At 63.5% G+C, this 19,408-nt stretch carries 16 protein-coding genes and 1 pseudogene; 10 read left to right on the top strand and 7 right to left on the bottom strand.

Features of this window, described 5'->3' with window-relative positions; all coding sequences use genetic code 11:
• Positions 1-47: 47 nt before the first annotated feature.
• From AC07R1_RS23535 to AC07R1_RS23560, 6 genes are all read right to left on the bottom strand, one after another.
• Complete coding sequence (locus tag AC07R1_RS23535) at positions 48-425, bottom strand: gamma-butyrobetaine hydroxylase family protein (RefSeq protein ID WP_011058810.1); 378 nt, start codon at positions 423-425, stop codon at positions 48-50.
• A 91-nt stretch (positions 426-516) separates the two neighbouring features.
• On the bottom strand, positions 517-1,857 hold the full coding sequence (gene hslU / locus AC07R1_RS23540) for an ATP-dependent protease ATPase subunit HslU (protein WP_019095182.1): 1,341 nt from the start codon (positions 1,855-1,857) through the stop codon (positions 517-519).
• Between the two features lie 57 nt (positions 1,858-1,914).
• A complete protein-coding gene (gene hslV / locus AC07R1_RS23545; protein WP_003186641.1) occupies positions 1,915-2,445 on the bottom strand; it encodes an ATP-dependent protease subunit HslV in 531 nt (176 codons plus the stop codon).
• 199 nt (positions 2,446-2,644) lie between these two features.
• On the bottom strand, positions 2,645-3,352 hold the full coding sequence (locus tag AC07R1_RS23550) for an SPOR domain-containing protein (protein ID WP_011058812.1): 708 nt from the start codon (positions 3,350-3,352) through the stop codon (positions 2,645-2,647).
• Between the two features lies 1 nt (position 3,353).
• Positions 3,354-5,090, bottom strand: coding sequence for an arginine--tRNA ligase (gene argS, locus AC07R1_RS23555; RefSeq protein ID WP_011058813.1), 1,737 nt, complete (start codon positions 5,088-5,090; stop codon positions 3,354-3,356).
• Positions 5,091-5,300: 210 nt separating this feature from the next.
• Positions 5,301-7,520, bottom strand: a complete 2,220-nt coding sequence (locus tag AC07R1_RS23560; protein ID WP_495110980.1) for a primosomal protein N' — start codon at positions 7,518-7,520, stop codon at positions 5,301-5,303.
• Between the two features lie 299 nt (positions 7,521-7,819).
• Between AC07R1_RS23560 and rpmE the strand changes: the two genes are divergently transcribed.
• From rpmE to AC07R1_RS23575, 3 genes are all read left to right on the top strand, one after another.
• The gene (rpmE, locus tag AC07R1_RS23565) at positions 7,820-8,041 is read left to right on the top strand and encodes a 50S ribosomal protein L31 (protein WP_011058815.1); all 222 of its coding nucleotides are present in this window, start codon (positions 7,820-7,822) and stop codon (positions 8,039-8,041) included.
• A 41-nt stretch (positions 8,042-8,082) separates the two neighbouring features.
• Entirely contained in the window at positions 8,083-8,862 is a 780-nt protein-coding gene (locus tag AC07R1_RS23570) for a thermonuclease family protein (RefSeq protein WP_011058816.1), read from the top strand.
• Between the two features lie 187 nt (positions 8,863-9,049).
• A complete protein-coding gene (locus AC07R1_RS23575) occupies positions 9,050-10,318 on the top strand; it encodes a malic enzyme-like NAD(P)-binding protein (protein WP_011058817.1) in 1,269 nt (422 codons plus the stop codon).
• A 121-nt stretch (positions 10,319-10,439) separates the two neighbouring features.
• Here AC07R1_RS23575 and AC07R1_RS23580 read toward each other — a convergent pair whose 3' ends face one another.
• Positions 10,440-12,872 carry a penicillin-binding protein 1A gene (locus AC07R1_RS23580; RefSeq protein ID WP_373365351.1) on the bottom strand — a complete coding sequence of 811 codons (2,433 nt, stop codon included), beginning with the start codon at positions 12,870-12,872 and terminating at the stop codon, positions 10,440-10,442.
• A gap of 220 nt (positions 12,873-13,092) precedes the next feature.
• Here AC07R1_RS23580 and pilM point away from each other — a divergent pair, with 220 nt between their 5' ends.
• The 7 genes and pseudogenes from pilM (at position 13,093) to aroB (ending at position 19,402) form a co-directional block, all read left to right on the top strand.
• Positions 13,093-14,154 (top strand): type IV pilus assembly protein PilM, encoded by a 1,062-nt coding sequence (gene pilM, locus AC07R1_RS23585; protein WP_495110981.1) that lies wholly within the window; start codon positions 13,093-13,095, stop codon positions 14,152-14,154.
• Positions 14,154-14,720 carry a PilN domain-containing protein gene (locus AC07R1_RS23590; protein ID WP_404674053.1) on the top strand — a complete coding sequence of 189 codons (567 nt, stop codon included), beginning with the start codon at positions 14,154-14,156 and terminating at the stop codon, positions 14,718-14,720. Before pilM ends, AC07R1_RS23590 begins: the two co-directional genes overlap by 1 nt.
• Positions 14,717-15,340: a type IV pilus inner membrane component PilO gene (locus AC07R1_RS23595; protein ID WP_183000669.1), complete on the top strand. Its 624-nt coding sequence runs from the start codon at positions 14,717-14,719 to the stop codon at positions 15,338-15,340. The genes AC07R1_RS23590 and AC07R1_RS23595 overlap by 4 nt, the downstream gene beginning before the upstream one ends.
• Positions 15,337-15,867: a pilus assembly protein PilP gene (locus AC07R1_RS23600; protein ID WP_011058822.1), complete on the top strand. Its 531-nt coding sequence runs from the start codon at positions 15,337-15,339 to the stop codon at positions 15,865-15,867. The genes AC07R1_RS23595 and AC07R1_RS23600 overlap by 4 nt, the downstream gene beginning before the upstream one ends.
• Positions 15,868-15,977: 110 nt before the next feature.
• Positions 15,978-17,633: pseudogene (locus AC07R1_RS23605) on the top strand (type IV pilus secretin PilQ); the annotation flags it as partial.
• Between the two features lie 4 nt (positions 17,634-17,637).
• Complete coding sequence (gene aroK / locus AC07R1_RS23610; protein WP_011058824.1) at positions 17,638-18,156, top strand: shikimate kinase AroK; 519 nt, start codon at positions 17,638-17,640, stop codon at positions 18,154-18,156.
• Between the two features lie 145 nt (positions 18,157-18,301).
• The gene (gene aroB / locus AC07R1_RS23615) at positions 18,302-19,402 is read left to right on the top strand and encodes a 3-dehydroquinate synthase (protein ID WP_011058825.1); all 1,101 of its coding nucleotides are present in this window, start codon (positions 18,302-18,304) and stop codon (positions 19,400-19,402) included.
• Positions 19,403-19,408: the final 6 nt, after the last annotated feature.

Here is a 19,408-nt window from a genome sequence, read left to right on the forward strand (position 1 = left end):
AAACAGATGAAATTAGAAAATGCCCTCTAAACCATCGGAGCCTTGAGCTAGAGCATCAGCTTGACGATGGACTCGTTCGGATCGCGGGATTTTCCGGCAGCCTTGAGCTCCGCCAGGTAGTCGTTCCACAGCTCGTCCTGGCGCAGCGCCAGTTGGTAGAGGTAGTCCCAGGTGAACAATCCGCTGTCATGACCGTCGTCGAAGGTCAATTTCAGTGCGTACTGGCCCGCCGGTTCAACCTTGGTCAGGCCGACGCCGAGCTTGCCGAATTGCAGGATGGGTTTGCCGTGGCCCTGGACCTCGGCGGAGGGAGAATGCACCCGCAGGAGTTCTGCAGGCAGGTGATAGACCTCGTCCGGCCCGTAAGTCAGGGTCAGGGTTTTCGAGGCTTTGTGCAGGTTGATACCGGTGGGAAGTTTGCTCATGACCTGTAGTCCTTCCGGCAGGAGCCGGCTTGCCGGCGATCGGGGGAGGCCCTATCGCTGGCAAGCCAGTCCCTGCATGGGTGGCGAAGGTTTACAGGATATAACGGGAAAGGTCTTCGTTCTGCGCCAATTCGCCCAGGTGGCTGTTGACGTAGGCGGCGTCGATGCGGATCGGCTCTTCGCTGTGGGCGCTGGCCAGGTCACCGGCACTGAACGACACCTCTTCCAGCAGGCGCTCGAGCAGGGTATGCAGGCGACGGGCACCGATGTTCTCGGTCTTCTCGTTGACCTGCCAGGCGATTTCCGCCAGGCGCTTGATGCCTTCGGGCAGGAACTCGATGTTCAGGCCTTCGGTCTTCAGCAGCTCGCGATATTGCTCGGTCAGCGAAGCGTGCGGCTCGCTGAGGATGCGCTCGAAGTCTTGCGGCGACAGCGCCTTGAGTTCCACGCGGATCGGCAGACGGCCTTGCAGCTCCGGTACCAGGTCGCTGGGCTTGCTCAGGTGGAAGGCACCGGAGGCGATGAACAGGATGTGGTCGGTCTTGACCATGCCCAGCTTGGTGTTGACGGTGCAGCCTTCGATCAGCGGCAGCAGGTCACGCTGCACGCCCTCGCGGGAGACGTCCACACCGCCGGCGTTGCCGCGCTTGGCCACCTTGTCGATCTCGTCGATGAACACGATGCCGTGCTGCTCGACGGCTTCCAGGGCCTTGGCCTTGAGTTCTTCGTCGTTGACCAGGCGGCTGGCTTCTTCGTCGCGTACCAGTTTCAGCGCTTCCTTGACCTTGAGCTTGCGGTTCTTGCGCTTGCCCTTGCCCATGTTGGCGAACAGGCTCTGCAGCTGGTTGGTCATTTCTTCCATGCCCGGTGGCGCGGAAATGTCGACGCCTGCAGCTTCCGCCACTTCGATCTCGATTTCCTTGTCATCCAGCTGGCCTTCGCGCAGGCGCTTGCGGAACAGCTGGCGGGTGTTGGAGTCCTGGGCCGGAGCCGCTTCGTCGCTGTTGAAACCGGTGCGTGCCTGGGGCAGCAGGGCATCGAGGATGCGTTCTTCGGCGGCGTCTTCGGCGCGATGGCGAACCCGGATCATTTCCTGTTCGCGGAACATCTTGATCGCCGCGTCGGCCAGGTCGCGGATGATGGATTCAACGTCGCGGCCCACATAGCCGACTTCGGTGAACTTGGTGGCCTCGACCTTGATGAAGGGCGCATTGGCCAGCTTGGCCAGGCGGCGGGCGATCTCGGTCTTGCCGACGCCGGTCGGGCCGATCATCAGGATGTTCTTGGGGGTCACTTCAACGCGCAGCTCGGCCGGCAGTTGCATGCGGCGCCAGCGGTTGCGCAGGGCGATAGCGACGGCGCGCTTGGCATCGTCCTGGCCGATGATATGGCGATTGAGTTCGTGGACGATTTCGCGGGGTGTCATGGACATAGTAGTTGGCGGTCCTCAAGCAAGAATGAATGCCGTGGCGCAAGCGCCGCAACAGGCTTATTCCGCGAGATCCTGCTCCTCGATGGTTTGAGTGTGGTTGGTGAATACACAGATGTCGCCGGCGATGCCGAGTGCGGTCTCGACGATTTCACGGGCCGACAGGTCGGTCTTTTTCAGCAGGGCGCTGGCAGCGGCCTGGGCGTAGGCGCCACCGGAGCCCATGGCGATCAGCCCGTCCTCGGGTTCAACCACGTCGCCATTGCCGGTGATGATCAAGGACGCATCCTTGTTGGCCACGGCCAGCATGGCTTCCAGGCGGCTCAGGGAGCGATCGGTGCGCCATTCCTTGGCCAGCTCTACGGCGGCACGGACCAGATGGCCCTGGTGTTTCTCCAGTTGGCCTTCAAAGCGCTCGAACAGGGTGAAGGCGTCGGCGGTGGCCCCGGCAAAGCCGGCGATGACCTGGCCGTGATAGAGGCGGCGGACTTTTTTCGCGTTGCCTTTCATCACGGTGTTGCCGAGAGAAACCTGGCCGTCGCCGCCCATGACGACTTTGCCGTGGCGGCGGACTGAAACGATGGTGGTCAAGGGGGGAGTCTCCACACAGCGGGGCGAAAGTGCCCTGATGGAAACTCATATGGGGGTGGTCGGGCGTTTTTCAACCGGAGGCTGCAGCGAGGGACCGGCGGTCATTGTTGCATGCTGCAAGCGCTTCGCGGGCAGGCCCGCTCCTACGGGGGGCCATGTAGGAGTGGGCTTGCCCGCGATCAATCGCGTAGCGGTCGGCTTAGCGGCTCTGGCGCTGTTGTAACAGCAGGTTGCTGAAGCCGGCGCCGGCCAGTTGCTTCTGCGCCACGGTCAGCTGTTCGCGGTTGCTGAACGGGCCTACCAATACCCGGTACCAGGTTTCATCCTTCACCGTGCCGGATTCCACCGAGACCGACTGGCCCAGCAGGATGATCTGCGCCCGGACCTTGTCGGCATCGGCTTCCTTGCGGAACGAACCGGCCTGGAGGAAGAACTTGGTCACCGGCGCCGCCTTGGCCACGGGTGGCGCTGGTGGCGGGGTGATCCCGGCCAGGGCTGCCTGGGCACGGGCGGTGTCGATCTTGGCCGCTTCCGCCGGGGTTACCGGGGTGGTCGGCACTGGTGGCACCTGTGGCGTCGGCAGGGTTTTTTCCGGCACCGCTTCCGGCGGCACGATGACCTCCGATTCCGGCAACAGGGTGTAGAAGTCGTATTTCGGCTTCACCGGTTGCTGGGGGCTCGGCGGGGTCTTGTTGGCCTCGGCGATCTTGGTGGCTTTCTGCTGTTCGATCTTCTCGCGCTTGACGCTGTCGCCGCCCTTGCCGGGCTCGAGCTTCATCAGGAACACGATGAAGGCACCGATGGTCAGGCCGATGGCCAGCCACAACCAGCCCGGAATCGGCTTCTTGGCCGGGGCCTGGTAACGGCTGGCGCCACGCTTGGGTGCAGGTTTTTTCTTGGCAGCCAACTTACATTTGCTCCAGGACTTTGAGGCCCAGCAGTTCCAGACCTTGCTTGAGGGTGCGCCGGGTCAGCTCGGTGAGGCGCAGACGGCTGTGCATCTGGGTCGGCGTCTCGGCTGCCAGGATCGGGCAGTTTTCATAGAAGCTGGAGAACAGCCCGGCCACGTCGTACAGGTAGGTGCAGAGGATGTGTGGCGTGCCCTTCTCGGCGACGTTGTTGAGAATCTCGCCGAACTGCGCCAGCTTGGCCGCCAGCTCCAGTTCCTGGGCCGCGTGCAGTTCGATCTGCCCGCCGACTTCGCTGAAGTCCTTGCCCAGCTTGCGGAACACACCGGCGGCGCGGGTGTAGGCGTACAGCAGGTACGGCGCGGTGTTGCCTTCGAAGTTGAGCATCAGGTCGAAGTTGAAGCTGTAGTCGCTGGTGCGGTGCTTGGACAGGTCGGCGTACTTCACCGAGTCGATGCCCACCACCTTGGCGATGCTGCGCAGGTCGGCTTCCGGCAGTTGCGGGTTCTTTTCCTTCACCAGGGCGTAGGCACGTTCTTCGGCTTCGGTCAGCAGGTCGATGAGCTTCACGGTGCCGCCGTCGCGGGTCTTGAACGGACGGCCATCGGCGCCGTTCATGGTGCCGAAGCCCATGTGCTCCATTTCCATCGGATGGGTCACGAAACCGGCCTTGCGGGCCACGGCGAACACTTGCTGGAAGTGCAGGGCCTGGCGCTGGTCGACGAAGTACAGGGCGCGATCGGCCTTGAGCTTGCCACTGCGGTAGCGCACGGCCGCCAGGTCGGTGGTGGCGTACAGGTAGCCGCCGTCAGCCTTGACGATGATCACCGGCAGCGGCTCGCCTTCGGCGTTCTTGAACTCGTCGAGGAACACGCACTGGGCGCCGTTGCTCTCCACCAGCAGGCCCTGGGCCTTGAGGTCGTTGACCACGTTGATCAGGTCGTCGTTATAGGCGCTCTCGCCCATCACGTCGGCCATGGTCAGCTTGACGTTGAGCAGCTCGTAGATCTTCTGGCAGTGGGACAGGGAGATGTCCTTGAACTTGGTCCACAGCTCCAGGCAGTCCGGGTCGCCGGCCTGCAGCTTGACCACCAGGCCGCGGGCGCGGTCGGCGAAGGCTTCGGACTCGTCGAAGCGCTGCTTGGCGGCGCGGTAGAAGTTCTCCAGGTCCGACAGCTCGTCACTGGTGATGGGGTTTTCTTCCAGGTAGGCCATCAGCATGCCGAACTGGGTGCCCCAGTCGCCCACGTGGTTCTGGCGGATCACGGTGTCGCCGAGGAACTCCAGGACCCGGGCCACGCCGTCGCCAATGATGGTGGAGCGCAGGTGGCCAACGTGCATTTCCTTGGCCAGGTTGGGCGCCGACATGTCGATCACGGTGCGCTGCGCCGGGCCGGCCTTGCGTACGCCCAGGTGGTCGTCGCCAAGAGCGGCGTCCAGGCGCGCGGCCAGGGCCTGGGTGTTCTGGAAGAAGTTGATGAAGCCGGGGCCGGCGATTTCCGCCTTGCTCAGGTCTTCATGGGCCGGCAGGGCGGCGATGATTTTCTCCGCCAGGTCGCGCGGCTTCATGCCGGCTGGCTTGGCCAGCATCATGGCGATGTTGCTGGCGAAGTCGCCGTGGGTCTTGTCGCGGGTGTTTTCGACCTGGATCGCCGGCGTCAGGCCTTCTGGCAACACACCTTCGGTGACGAGTTGGGTGATGGCTTGCTGGATGAGCTGGCGAATGGTGTCTTTCATGGTCTTCTCTTTCGACCGCTGGTGCGGCGGCGCTTCGGTGCGCAGGTGGAAAAACTGGGCATTATCCGTTGCTGGAACGGGCTTGCCAACTATAGAGGACTGCTTGGGGATCGATGGCGGCATTCGATTGCCTTCGCCGGCGAGCCGGCTCTTGCGGGTTTGATGCTGCCCATTGTAGGAGCGGGCTTGCCCGCGAAAGCACGACCTCGATCAATACAGATCCACGGGATCCACATCCAGCGACCAGCGGACCTGCCGCCCGCTGGGCATCTGTTCCAGCACCAGCAGCCAACTGCTGAGCAAACGATGCAAGGGCGCTCGGGCATTGGCCTGCAGCAGCAATTGCGCGCGATAACGTCCGGCGCGCCGCTCCATCGGAGCCGGCACCGGGCCCAATAGTTCGATGCCCCCCAGGTTCTGTTCCGCCAGCAGGCGCTCGGCCTCGCTGCAGGCTTCATCGAGGAACGCCTCGGCCTGGCCCGGTTTGTGGGCTTCGGCCCGCAGCAGCGCCAGGTGGGCGAAAGGTGGCAGGCCGGCGGCGCGGCGCTCGCTCAGGGCCTGTTCGGCGAAGGCGAAGTAGCCCTGCTCGGTCAACTGCACCAGCAACGGGTGGTCGGCGAGGTGGGTCTGGATGATCACCTTGCCCGGCTCTTCGGCCCGGCCAGCCCGCCCGGCGACCTGGACGATCAGTTGCGCCATGCGCTCGCTGGCGCGGAAGTCGCCGGAGAACAGGCCGCCATCGGCATCGAGGATCGACACCAGGGTCACCCGGGGAAAGTGATGACCCTTGGCCAGCATCTGGGTGCCCACGAGGATGCACGGCTGGCCTTTCTGGATAGTGGCGAACAGCTGGTTCATTGCATCCTTGCGCGAGGTGCTGTCGCGGTCCACCCGCAGCACCGGGTAGTCGGGAAACAAGATGCCCAGGCGCTCTTCCGCCCGCTCGGTGCCGGCGCCCACGGGGCGCAGGTCGACCTTGCCGCATTGCGGACAATGGCGCGGAACCCGCTCCACATGGCCGCAATGATGGCAGCGCAGTTCGCCGGAACGCTGGTGCACGGTCATGCGTGCGTCGCAGCGCTGGCACTCGGACATCCAGCCGCAGTCGTGGCAGAGCAGGGTCGGGGCGAAGCCGCGGCGGTTGAGGAACACCAGGACCTGCTGGCCGGCGGCCAGGGTCTGGCCGATGGCTTGCTGCATGGGGCCGGAAATGCCGCTGTCCAGCGGGCGGCTCTTCACGTCCAGGCGCAGGAAACGCGGCTGCTTGGCGCCGCCGGCCCGCTCGTTCAGGCGCAGCAGGCCGTAGCGGCCGGTGTAGGCGTTGTGCAGGCTTTCCAGGGACGGCGTGGCCGAGCCCAGGACGATGGGAATGTTTTCCTGGCGCGCACGCACCAAAGCCAGGTCGCGGGCGTGGTAACGCAGGCCTTCCTGCTGTTTATAGGACCCGTCGTGCTCCTCGTCGATGATGATCAGGCCAGGGTTCTTCATCGGCGTGAACAGGGCCGAGCGGGTGCCGATGATGATGTCGGCCTCGCCGTCCCGGGCAGCCAGCCAGGCGTCCAGGCGTTCGCGGTCATTGACCGCCGAGTGCAGCAGGGCGATGCGGGCGTTGAAGCGTTGCTCGAAGCGCGCCAGGGTCTGCGGGCCGAGGTTGATCTCCGGAATCAGCACCAGGGCCTGCTTGCCGGCTTCCAGGGTTTCGCGGATCAGTTGCAGGTAGACCTCGGTCTTGCCGCTGCCGGTGACCCCGGCCAGGAGAAACGCGTGATAGCTGTCGAACCCGGCGCGGATGGCTTCATAGGCGGCGCGCTGCTCGCTGTTGAGCGGCAGTTCGGGCTGGGCCAGCCAGTGTTCGTGGCGCACGCCCGGCGCGTGCTTGCGCACCTCCACCTGCACCAGGTCCTTGGCCAGCAGCAGGTCGAGGCTGTCCTTGCTCAGCATCAACTTGCTCAGCAGGGTATGGGGCACGCCGTGTGGGTGCTGGGCCAGGGTTGCCAGGGCTTCGCGCTGGCGTGGGGCGCGAGCGATGCGCGGGTCGTCGAGCCGGGCCCCGGGGGCGATCGACCAGAAGCGTTCCTGGCGGGCCTCGGCCAGCTCGCCCTGGCGCAACAGCACTGGCAATGCCCAGCTCAGGGTGTCTCCCAGGCTGTGCTGGTAGTACTGGGCGGTCCACAGGCACAGCTTGAACAGGGCCGGCGGTAGCGGAGGCGTTGGATCCAGCAGGGCCAGGGCCGGCTTGAGTTTTTCCGCCGGGACCTCGCTGTGATCCGCCACCTCCACCAGGATGCCGATCATTTCCCGGCGGCCGAATGGCACCCGCAGGCGCATGCCGGGGTGCAACTGGGCACGCAGCACCCCGGCCGGAGCACGGTAGTCGAACAGGCGGCGCAGGGGCGAGGGCAGGGCGAGGCGCAGGATGGCGTCGGGCACGCGGGACAATCTCGTTGAGCAGAGGGTAAATAGGCCCCGGAGCCTAACAGAGCAGCGGTGGAGTGTCCTGTATAAGCGTGCGTGGCCCCTGTACCTGCGGGGTCTGCCCGGGCATGGAGCCGGTTTTTAAGTTCAGGGGGTGGCAAAGCCTGGGCTGTCAAGGTTGCACCGGCTTTTTCTGATGGGCTGCACTCAGGATCGCTTGCGCGTTTGACGCGGTCTGGTAGAATTCGCGCCCTAATTCGTGCGGTATTCAACAATAGTGTTGGGTGGCGGCACGCTAGCCTGAGGAATACACCATGAAAGCCGATATCCATCCAGTATACGAAGCCATTACCGCTACCTGCAGCTGCGGTAACGTCATCGAAACTCGCTCCACCCTGGCCAAGCCTCTGAGCCTGGACGTGTGCAACGAGTGCCACCCGTTCTACACCGGCAAGCAAAAGACTCTGGACGTTGGCGGTCGTGTCGACAAGTTCAAGTCGCGCTTCGGTGCTTTCGGCGCAACGAAGAAGGCCTGAGGCTGATCGTTCTGGAAAGCCGATACCGACTTTCCTCGCTGATGAAAAAGGCGTCCCTAGTGGGCGCCTTTTTTGTGGGCGCGATTTGGCTGACAGCGGCCGAGGCGTTTTGCCCGGCGCCCAAGGGGCTGTTGCCGGCAACGGTGCTCCGGGTGGTGGACGGCGACACCCTGCACCTCAAGGATGGCCGCAGGTTGCGCATGATCGGCCTCAATGCCCCGGAGCTGGCGGGCAAGGGGCGCCCTGCCGAGCCCTTCGCCGAGGCGGCGCGGCAGCGCCTGCGACAACTGGTGGCACAGAGTGGTGGGCGGGTCGGCCTGCTGCCGGGGCGTGAAAGGCAGGATCGCTACGGTCGTGTCCTGGCCCATGTCTATGGCGTCACTGGTATCAACTTCGAAGCCCGGTTGATCGCGGAAGGCTTGGCCTATCGGATTGCCGTGCTGCCAAACGTCGCCCTGGCGAGCTGCCAGAAGGCTGCCGAGAACCATGCGCGCCGAGCCGGGCTGGGGCTTTGGCGACGTTCACCTGTACTCAAGGCGCAGCAGATCCATCGCGCGGGCTTTGCCCTGTTCGAAGGGCGAGTGAGCAGGGTGCAGCGCAATCGCGGTGGTCTTTGGATCACATTGCAGGGGCAGGTTGTATTGCGCATTGCACCCAATGTCCTGCGGCGCTTCGATCGCCGGCTGCTCAGTGGCCTTTCAGGGCGCCGGATCGAGGCTCGGGGCTGGGTTGTCGATCGCTCGCGTCAGCCTGGCCGGCAATCTGCACATCCGCGCTGGATGTTGTCCGTGACAGACCCTTCCATGCTCGGACTTATCTGATAAAGAAAAATTGTAGACATTTTTTTAATGGATTGTGAACAGTTGAAAGCCTTGTACCCCGCGGCTCTTGGCCCAAAGTCGTACGCTAGGGGCCTTGACAGGGGTGACTGGGCAGTCTTGTGGGGACTATGCGACACGAGTATCCTCGGCGGTCCGTCTGTCCAACAGCAAAAAGCGGAATGCCCACATGTCTGATTTGAAAACTGCCGCTCTCGAATACCATGCCAATCCTCGTCCAGGAAAGCTGAGTGTCGAGCTCACCAAGGCCACTGCTACCGCTCGTGATCTGGCGTTGGCCTACAGCCCCGGCGTAGCCGAGCCGGTACGCGAAATCGCTCGCGATCCGGAACTGGCCTACAAGTACACCGGCAAAGGCAACCTGGTTGCCGTCATTTCCGATGGCACCGCGATTCTCGGCCTGGGTAACCTCGGCCCACTGGCCTCCAAGCCAGTGATGGAAGGCAAGGGCGTGCTGTTCAAGCGTTTCGCCGGCATCGATGTATTCGACATCGAAGTCGACTCCGAAAGCCCGCAGGCTTTCATCGACACCGTCAAGCGCATTTCCATCACCTTCGGTGGCATCAACCTGGAAGACATCAAGGCACCCGAGTGCTTTGAGATCGAGCGCGCTCTGATCGAGCAGTGCGACATTCCGGTGTTCCACGATGACCAGCACGGCACCGCGATCGTTACCGCCGCCGGCATGATCAACGCCCTGGAAATCGCTGGCAAAACCCTGGCCGACGCCAAGATCGTCTGCCTGGGTGCCGGTGCTGCCGCCATCTCCTGCATGAAGTTGCTGGTGAGCATGGGTGCACAGATCGAAAACATCTTCATGGTCGACCGTACCGGCGTGATCCACTCCGGCCGCGATGACCTGAACCAGTACAAGGCGGTGTTCGCCCACGCCACCGACAAGCGCACCCTGGCCGACGCCCTGCAAGGCGCCGACGTGTTCGTCGGTCTGTCCGGCCCGAACCTGCTGAGTGCTGAAGGCCTGAAATCCATGGCGCCGAACCCGATCGTGTTCGCCTGCTCCAACCCTGATCCGGAAATCGCCCCGGAACTGGCGCACGCCACCCGCGACGACGTGATCATGGCTACCGGCCGTTCGGACTACCCGAACCAGGTGAACAACGTCCTGGGCTTCCCGTTCATCTTCCGTGGTGCCCTGGACGTACGCGCCAAGCGCATCAACGAAGAAATGAAGATCGCCGCGGCCAACGCCCTGCGTGACCTGGCCAAGCTGCCGGTTCCTCAGGAAGTGTGCGACGCCTACGGTGGCATCAAGCTGGAATTCGGTCGTGAGTACATCATTCCCAAGCCAATGGATGCCCGCCTGATCACCGTGATCTCCGATGCCGTGGCCAAGGCCGCCATCGAGACCGGCGTGGCTACCTTGCCGTACCCGAAGAACTACCCGCTCAAGAGCGTGGATGATGTGTTCAACGGTTAAGCGTTCGTAGCGTCATGCAAAAAGCCCCGGCTCGCGAGAGCCGGGGCTTTTTTGTGGGCGCTTGCCCGCTGTAGGAGCGGGCACGCCGGCGAAGGTTGCCGCGTTCGCGGCTCCCCTGGCGCTAGAACAGATCGATCGGCGCCGCTTCGTCCGCCGGCAGCGGGCTGCCTGGTACGGCGCCATTGCCCAGTTCATTGACCGAGGGCGGAGTGTCTTCGCTCTTGAACAGTTCGAAGTAGGCATTGGGCGTGCCGGGTGTGGCGGCGCGGCCGCTGACCGGGTCTACCCGCAGGCTGAGAATGCCTTCCGGCTCTGGCTGGGTGTGTGGCGGCTTGTCCTTGAGGGCGGCGCCCATGAAGCTCATCCAGATCGGCAGTGCCACGGTGCCGCCGTATTCGCGGCGCCCGAGGCTTTCCGGCTGGTCGAAACCGGTCCATACGGTGGTCACGTAGTCGGCGTTGTAGCCGGAGAACCAGGCATCCTTGGACTCGTTGGTGGTACCGGTCTTGCCCGCCAGGTCGGTACGGCCCAAGGCCAGTGCGCGGCGTCCGGTACCCAGCTTGATCACGTCCTGGAGCATGCTGTTGAGGATGTAGGTGGTACGGCCATCGATGATCCGCTCGGCAACCGCCGGGGCTTGCGTCGCTGCCGGAGCTGAGGTTTCACCGGCCACGTTGTTGATCGTGAAGTTGTGCTCAGGGGCGGCGATGCCGCTGGTGGCCGTATTGCCGGTGGGGGCGCTTGGCGGGTTGGCGCTGAACAGCAGCTCGCCGTTGCGGCTTTCGATCTTGTCGATGATGTACGGGGTGATCTTGTAGCCGCCGTTGGCAAAGGTGCTCCAGCCGGTGGCGATTTCCATCGGCGTCAGGGTTGCGGTACCCAGGGCCAGGGACAGGTTGCGCGGCAGGTCCTGCTTGTTGAAGCCGAACTTGCTGATGTAGTCGATGGTGCGGTCCACGCCCATGCTCTGCAGCAGGCGGATCGACACCAGGTTGCGCGACTTGTACAGCGCCTCGCGCATGCGGATCGGGCCGAGGAAGGTGTTGGTGTCGTTCTTCGGGCGCCAGACCTTGTCCAGGTATTCGTCGACGAACACGATAGGTGCGTCGTTCACCAGGCTGGCCGGGGTGTAGCCGTTATCCAGGGCGGCGCTATAGATGAACGGCTTGAAGCTGGAGCCGGGCTGGCGCTTGGCCTGCATCGCACGGTTGTAGTTGCTCTGCTCGAAGGCGAAGCCGCCCACCAGGGCGCGGATCGCACCGTTCTGCGGGTCCAGCGTCACCAGGGCGCCCTGGGCGACCGGGATCTGGCTGAACTTCAACGAGTTGTCCGCCTGGCGCTGCACGCGGATCAGGTCGCCGACCTGGGCCACGTCCGCCGGTTGGCGCGGGACCGGGCCCATGCTGTTGGTATTGAGGAACGGCCGGGCCCATTTCATGCTGTCCCAGGCCACATGTTCTTCGCCGTTGCGGGTCAGCACCTGGAGGCCATTCTTCTCTACCAGGGTGACGATCGCCGGTTCCAGGCCGCTGATGGTCCGCTGCTTGGTCAGTTCGCTGGCCCAGGCCGCCTGGGTCTTGCCTGGCAGGCGCGATTCCGGGCCGCGATAGCCGTGGCGCTGGTCGTAGGTCATCAGGCCTTCATGGACCGCGGTGTTGGCCATTTCCTGCAGATCGCTGGGCACCGTGGTGGTGACCCGGAAACCTTCGGTGTAGGCATCGCTGCCATAGCGGCCGACCATTTCGGCCCGGGCCATCTCGGCGATGTACGGGGCGTTCACTTCCGGAGTCGGTACGTGATAGCTGGCGTTCAACGGTTCGTTGATTGCCTCGGTGTAGGCCGCTTCGGTGATCTTGCCGAGCTTGTACATGCGCCCCAGGATCCAGTCGCGACGTTCCTTGCTGCGTGCCGGGTTGGCCAGGGGGTTGAAGCGCGAAGGTGCCTTGGGCAGGCCGGCGATCATCGCCATCTGCGCCAGGCTCACGTCACGGATGGACTTGCCGTAATACACCTGGGCCGCTGCCTCGATTCCGTAGGCACGGTTGCCCAGGTAGATCTTGTTGACGTACAGCTCGAGGATCTCGTCCTTGGTCAACTGCCGTTCGATCTGCAGAGCCAGGAGGATCTCGGTGGTCTTGCGCGAGAAGCTGCGCTCGCTGGTCAGGAAGAAGTTCTTCGCCACTTGCATGGTGATGGTACTGCCGCCGGACTGGATGTGTCCGCTCTTGACCAGCTGGGTTGCGGCACGCATCAGGCTGCTGGGGTCAACCCCGTAATGGTTAGCGAAGTTGTCGTCTTCAGCACTTAGTAACGCATTGATGAAGTTGGGCGGAATGTCGGCGAAACGTATGGGAGTACGGCGCATTTCACCGAATTCAGCGATCAGTTTGCCGTCGCTGCTGTACACCCGCAGGGGAATCTGCAACTGGATGCTTCTCAGGGCCTCAACCGACGGCAAGCCGGGACTAAGATAGAGAAACGCACCGGAGAGGGCGAGGAGGAGCCCGCAGAACACCGCGACGATGGACCACCCGAAAAACTTCAGCAGACGAATCAAGGCTTTTGGATTTCCAGAGAAAGGAATGAATTAGGCGTCAGGGCATTCACGGACATCAGGGGCCGGCCCACGCAGCAGGTAAAAGCGGAAAAAAAACGCTGGGCATTATAAGCATTTTCCGCCGAGAGCGTCATTTGCCCGTCTGTCAAGACGTGACCATTGAACGCAATGCAGCTTAAGCAGTCCGTAAGTCACGGATAGTCATAGGGAATTGGTCGTGCTTGGACTCTTCAGCAAAAAGCCGAGTTCCCTTATGGGGATCGATATCAATGCGACATCGGTCACGCTTCTGGCCCTGGGGCGCCAGGGGCAGGGGTACCGGGTCGAGGCCTACGCCAGGGAGCCCCTGGCGCCCAATACTGTGCTTGACCAGCACATTGCCGACCCCGAGGCCCTGGCCACGGCCCTGTCCCGCGCCTGGCTCAAGACGGGCAGCCGGCTCAAGGGGGCGGCGGTAGCGGTGGCCGGCGAGGCGGTGATCAGCAAACTGATCGAGATGCCGGCGGGCCTGCACACCGACGAACTGGAGCAGCAGGTCCGGCTGGAAGCCGGCCAGTACATTCCCTATCCCCTGGAAGACGTGGCCCTGGATTTTGAAGTGCAGGGGCCGGTGCCCGGTAATCCGCAGCGGGTTCAGGTGCTGCTGGTGGCCTGTCGCAACGAGCGGGTAGAAGCCCTGGAAACGGTATTGGGCCTGGCCGGCCTGACAGCCCGGGTGGTGGATACCCAGCCCCTGGCTCTGGAGCGCTGCCTGTTGCTGCTGGCGGCGCACCTGCCGCTGGCGACTCCTGGCGCCGTGGCGTTGCTGGATATAGGCCCGGCCCTCAGCCGTTTCAGCGTCCTGCACGGCCAGCGAGTGATCTATAGCCGTGAGCAGCTTTTCGGTAGCGGGCTGCTGATGGAAGCGCTCCAGCGTCGATACGGGCTGACACTGGAGCAGGCATTGCTGGCGCAGAGCCAGGGCCGTTTGCCACAGGGTTGCGCCGAAGAGTTGCTGCAACCCTTCGAGCAGGAGGTGCTGCATCAGGTCAGCCGTTCCCTGCAGCAGTTCGCCACCTCGCCTCAGCAACAGCCCCTGGTGCAACTGCTGCTGGCCGGAGACGGTAGCGGCCTGGCCGGCCTGGAGCGGCGGGTGGAGGGCGAGACAGGCATCGATACGTCGCTGGCCAATCCTTTCCGGGCCATGCCGATGGGGCCTCGAGTCGACCCCCAGGTATTGAATGAACAGGCGCCGAACCTGCTCCTGGCCTGTGGCTTGGCCCTGCGAGGGTTCGACTGATGGCGCGGATCAACCTGTTGCCCTGGCGCGAGGCCTCGCGCGAACTGAGGCGTCGGCGTTTCCTGCAGATGCTGGCGATGATGGTCGTGCTCGGGGCCGGGGTCATTCTGTTGGCCGACGCCTATATAAGCCGGGTGATCGAGCGCCAGCATTTGCGCAACCAGTATCTGGGCCAGGCGACGGCACGCCTGGATGAGCAGATCGCCAGCATCCAGGGGCTCAAGGCGCAACGACAGCAGTTGCTCGAACGCATGGGCATCATCGAAGAGCTGCAGGGCAACCGCTCCAACAGTGTGCGGATTTTTCAGCAGTTGGCCCGCAGCCTGCCTCATGGCGTGTACTTCACCGAGGTGGATCTGCAGGGGCAGAACCTTGGAATCAGCGGTGCAGCCGAGTCAAATAACAGGGTGTCCGACCTGATGCGCAATCTGCAGGCTGCCGAGGGTTTTGCTGCCCCCAGCCTGACCGAGGTGAAGAACGCGGTGGACGCCCAGCAAGGGCTGAACAACCTGTTCCGGCTGAATGTCGGGCAGACGCCCGGACCAACCGGGGAGCTTCGGCAATGACCCCCCGACAATGGCTGGCAGAGTTGCGGCGTATCGATCTGCGGGAGTTGGAGCTGGCCAACCTGGGCTCCTGGCCCGGGCCGGCCAGGAGTCTGGTGGCGGCCCTGCTTCTGCTGCTGGTTCTGCTAGTGGGCTACGGCTTTTACCTGAGCCCGCACCTGGAGCAACTGGAGCGCCAGCGCCAGGAGGAAACTCGTCTCCGGCAGGAGTTTGCCGGCAAGGCGCGCCAGGGAGCCAATTTGCCGCGCTACCAGGAGCAGTTGGTCGTCATACGCAACAGCTTCGACCTGCTGTTGCGTCAGTTGCCCAGCGACACCGAGGTCCCCGGCCTGTTGGAGGACATCAGTCGCGTGGGGCTGGGCAGTGGCCTGGCTTTCGAGGAAATCAGGCTGCAACCGGAGGTGGCCAGGCAGTTCTACGTCGAGTTGCCGATCCAGATTACTGTCACCGGGGCCTATCACGACCTGGCGAGCTTCGTCAGTGGCGTCGCCGGCCTGCCGCGCATCGTCACCTTGCATGATTTTCGCATTCAGCCTGTGGCGGTGGGCAATCCGGCGCTGTTGCGCATGAGCATCGAGGCGCGCACCTACAGGTACGACGCTCCGGAGCCGCACTCATGAGGCGCCTGCGCTGGGCGGTGCTTGGCTGCCTTTGTGCCGGGCTGTGGGGGTGTGGTGGCGCCGATGACGACTTTGCCGACCTGGACGCCTACATGAACCAGATGCGCCTGCAAGCGCCCGGGCCGATTGAACCAATGCCGGTAATCCGGTCTTACCCCTCGTTCACCTATGACGCCAGCGCATTGCGTAGTCCGTTCCAGCCGCCGCAAAGGCTTGACCTGGCGGCCCGTCGGCAAGGGGCCAGTGCGGTCCGGCCCGACCCGCAGCGAGCCCGGCAATACCTGGAGGGGTTCGATATCGAGCAGTTGCAAATGGTCGGGACCCTGTCCAACGCCTCCGGGAGCTTTGCCCTGTTGCGCGGCGCAGGTGGCATCCACCGCTTGCAGGTGGGCGACTACCTGGGGCGCAACGAAGGCCGGGTTGTGACCATCAGCGAATCGCAGATCGAGGTGGTGGAAATTGTTCCCGATGGAGCGGGAGCCTGGCTGGAGCGGCCGCGAACACTGGCGCTGAAAAAACACTCTTAAGTGGAATCTGGAAAATGAACAGGACTGTTTCAGCCCTCGGTGTAGCGCTATGGATAGCGCTGCTGGCACCGCTGGTCGGCGCCGCCGAGCCCAAGCCCGCTGCTCCGGGGACGGCAGCTCGGGCGCCTGCAAAGCCGCAGGCAGTGGCCGGGTCGATACGCGGCGTGGATTTTCAGCGCGGCGAGGAGGGCGAAGGCAATGTGCTGATCGACCTGTCCGACCCGCGCATCGCTGTCGATGTCCAGCGGCGCGAGGGCCGGATCGTCCTCGATTTCGCCCGCACCCAACTGCCCGAGGCGCTGCGGGTTCGCCTGGACGTCAAGGATTTCGCCACCCCGGTGCAGTACATCACTGCGGATACGGCTGCCGGGCGTACCACCGTCACCCTGGAGCCCAAGGGTGCCTTCGACTATTCCACCTTCCAGACCGACAACCGCCTGACGGTCAGTGTCCGCCCCCTGGCCGAGACCAGCAGCAGGGCGGCTGCGGCCCGACCTGCCTACAAGGGGGAAAAGCTCTCGCTGAACTTTCAGGACATCGAGGTGCGCTCGGTGCTGCAACTGATCGCCGATTTCACGGGCCTCAACCTGGTGGCCAGCGACACGGTGCAGGGCGGCATCACCCTGCGCCTGCAGAACGTGCCCTGGGATCAGGCCCTGGATCTGGTGCTACGGACCAAGGGCCTTGATTCACGCAAGATCGGCAATGTGCTGCTGGTGGCTCCGGCGGATGAGATTGCCGCCCGGGAGCGTCAGGAGCTGGAGTCACAGAAGCAGCTGGAGGACCTGGCGCCGTTGCGTCGGGAGCTGCTGCAGGTCAACTACGCCAAGGCAGCGGACATCGCCAAGCTGTTCCAGTCGGTGACCCGCGCCGAGGAAAAAGCCGATGAGCGTGGCTCGATCACCGTGGATGAGCGCACCAACAGCATCATTGCCTACCAGAGCCAGGAGCGCCTCGACGAACTTCGGCGCATCGTCGCCCAGCTGGATGTTCCGGTGCGCCAGGTGATGATCGAAGCGCGCATCGTCGAGGCCAACGTTGACTACGACAAGAGCCTGGGCGTGCGCTGGGGCGGCTCGGTGCAGAACCAGGGCAACTGGAGCGCCAGCGGGGTGCAGAACGCTGCCGGCGCTTCCAGCAGCATCGGCGCTCCGGGCAGCGGCGGCAGCAACTCGCCCTTTGTCGATCTGGGGGCTAGTGCCCATACCTCGGGCATCGGTATCGCCTACATCACCGACAACGTGCTGCTGGACCTGGAGTTGACCGCCATGGAGAAGACCGGCAACGGCGAGATCGTTTCCCAGCCCAAGGTGGTCACCTCCGACAAGGAAACCGCAAAGATCCTCAAGGGCACCGAGATCCCCTACCAGGAAGCGAGCTCCAGCGGCGCTACCTCGGTGTCCTTCAAGGAGGCATCGCTGTCGCTTGAAGTGACGCCGCAGATCACCCCGGACAACCGCATCATCATGGAGGTCAAGGTCACCAAGGATGAGCCGGACTACCTGAACAAGGTCCAGGATGTACCGCCGATCAAGAAGAACGAGGTCAATGCCAAGGTACTGGTCAACGACGGGGCGACCATCGTCATCGGCGGGGTTTTCTCGAATACCCAGAGCAAGGTTGTAGATAAAGTGCCATTTCTTGGCGATGTGCCGTATCTTGGCCGCCTTTTCCGGCGTGACGTGGTGTCGGAGAAAAAATCCGAGCTGCTGGTATTTCTCACTCCGCGTATCATGAACAACCAGGCGATTGCTGTGAGTCGTTGATTCTGTGCGAAATTTGATTCTTGTTGGGCCGATGGGGGCTGGAAAAAGCACCATCGGTCGCTTACTGGCCAAAGAGCTGCGCCTGCCATTCAAAGATTCCGATAAGGAAATTGAACTGCGCACAGGCGCGAATATCCCGTGGATCTTCGATAAGGAAGGCGAACCGGGCTTTCGTGATCGCGAACAGGCGATGATCGCCGAGCTCTGTGGCACTGACGGCGTGGTCCTGGCCACTGGCGGTGGTGCAGTGATGCGCGAGGCCAATCGTCGGGCGCTGCACGCTGGCGGACGAGTGGTCTATCTGCACGCCTCGGTCGAGCAACAGGTGGGGCGCACCGCCCGGGACCGCAATCGTCCCCTGCTGCGCACCGCCGATCCGGCCAAGACCCTGCGCGACCTGCTGGAAATCCGCGACCCGCTTTATCGGGAAATCGCCGATCTGGTGGTGGAAACCGATGAGCGGCCGCCACGAATGGTGGTGCTGGACATACTGGAGCGCCTGCAGCAGCTGCCACCCCGTTAATGCGTCGAGCGAAATGCGCTATTCTCGGCGTCGCGCCAGACCGCCAAGGTGTGGCGCAGAGCTATCGGGCCGCGTCAGAAGACCAGACGAGGCCCATCGTCAATGCAGGGCACAATGCCTGCTTCCATCTTCACTGTGGGGACACATGCAGACACTTAAGGTCGATCTAGGCGAGCGCAGCTACCCGATTCACATTGGTGAAGGTCTGTTGGACCAGCCCGAGCTGCTGGTGCCGCATATCGCCGGGCGGCAAGTGGCGATCATTTCCAATGAGACCGTCGCGCCGCTTTACCTTGAGCGTCTGACCCGCAGCCTGGGGCAGTTCTCGGTGATCTCGGTGGTCCTGCCCGATGGCGAGGCCTACAAGAACTGGGAAACCCTGCAGTTGATCTTCGATGGCCTGCTTACTGCGCGCCACGATCGACGCACTACCATCATCGCCCTCGGTGGCGGCGTGATCGGTGATATGGCCGGCTTTGCCGCGGCCTGCTACCAGCGGGGCGTGGATTTCATCCAGATTCCTACCACCCTCCTGTCCCAGGTGGACTCTTCGGTGGGTGGCAAGACCGGTATCAACCACCCGCTGGGCAAGAACATGGTCGGCGCCTTCTACCAGCCGAACGTGGTGCTGATCGATACCACCAGCCTTAACACCCTGCCCAGCCGCGAGCTGTCGGCAGGTCTGGCGGAAGTGATCAAGTACGGCCTGATCTGCGACGAGCCCTTCCTTACCTGGCTGGAAGAGAACGTCGACCGCCTGCGGGCCCTGGACCAGCAGGCCCTGACTTACGCCATCGAGCGCTCCTGTGCGGCCAAGGCCGCGGTGGTGGGTGCCGACGAACGTGAATCGGGAGTGCGGGCCACTCTCAACCTGGGGCATACCTTCGGCCACGCCATCGAAACCCACATGGGGTACGGTGTGTGGCTGCACGGTGAGGCGGTGGCTGCTGGCACCGTAATGGCCCTGGAAATGTCCGCGCGCCTGGGCTGGATCACCAGCCAGGAGCGTGACCGCGGTATTCGCCTGTTCCAGCGCGCGGGCTTGCCGGTCATCCCGCCAGAGGAAATGAGCGAAGCGGATTTTCTCGAACACATGGCAATTGACAAGAAAGTGATCGACGGTCGTTTGCGTCTGGTGCTGTTGCGCCGCATGGGCGAAGCCGTAGTGACCGACGATTATCCGAAAGAGGTTTTACAGGCCACGCTGGGAGCGGACTACCGCGCCCTGGCTCAGCTTAAAGGTTAATAAGAT

Source organism: Pseudomonas sp. GW821-FHT07F01 (assembly GCF_059418825.1).

Bases quoted from the DNA above. Each gene is read 5' to 3' on its own strand.
- AC07R1_RS23535 (WP_011058810.1), bottom strand. From the start codon at position 425: ATGAGCAAACTTCCCACCGGTATCAACCTGCACAAAGCCTCGAAAACC.
- hslU (WP_019095182.1), bottom strand. From the start codon at position 1,857: ATGTCCATGACACCCCGCGAAATCGTCCACGAACTCAATCGCCATATC.
- argS (WP_011058813.1), bottom strand. From the start codon at position 5,090: ATGAAAGACACCATTCGCCAGCTCATCCAGCAAGCCATCACCCAACTC.
- rpmE (WP_011058815.1), top strand. From the start codon at position 7,820: ATGAAAGCCGATATCCATCCAGTATACGAAGCCATTACCGCTACCTGC.
- AC07R1_RS23570 (WP_011058816.1), top strand. From the start codon at position 8,083: ATGAAAAAGGCGTCCCTAGTGGGCGCCTTTTTTGTGGGCGCGATTTGG.
- AC07R1_RS23575 (WP_011058817.1), top strand. From the start codon at position 9,050: ATGTCTGATTTGAAAACTGCCGCTCTCGAATACCATGCCAATCCTCGT.
- AC07R1_RS23590 (WP_404674053.1), top strand. From the start codon at position 14,154: ATGGCGCGGATCAACCTGTTGCCCTGGCGCGAGGCCTCGCGCGAACTG.
- AC07R1_RS23595 (WP_183000669.1), top strand. From the start codon at position 14,717: ATGACCCCCCGACAATGGCTGGCAGAGTTGCGGCGTATCGATCTGCGG.
- AC07R1_RS23600 (WP_011058822.1), top strand. From the start codon at position 15,337: ATGAGGCGCCTGCGCTGGGCGGTGCTTGGCTGCCTTTGTGCCGGGCTG.
- aroB (WP_011058825.1), top strand. From the start codon at position 18,302: ATGCAGACACTTAAGGTCGATCTAGGCGAGCGCAGCTACCCGATTCAC.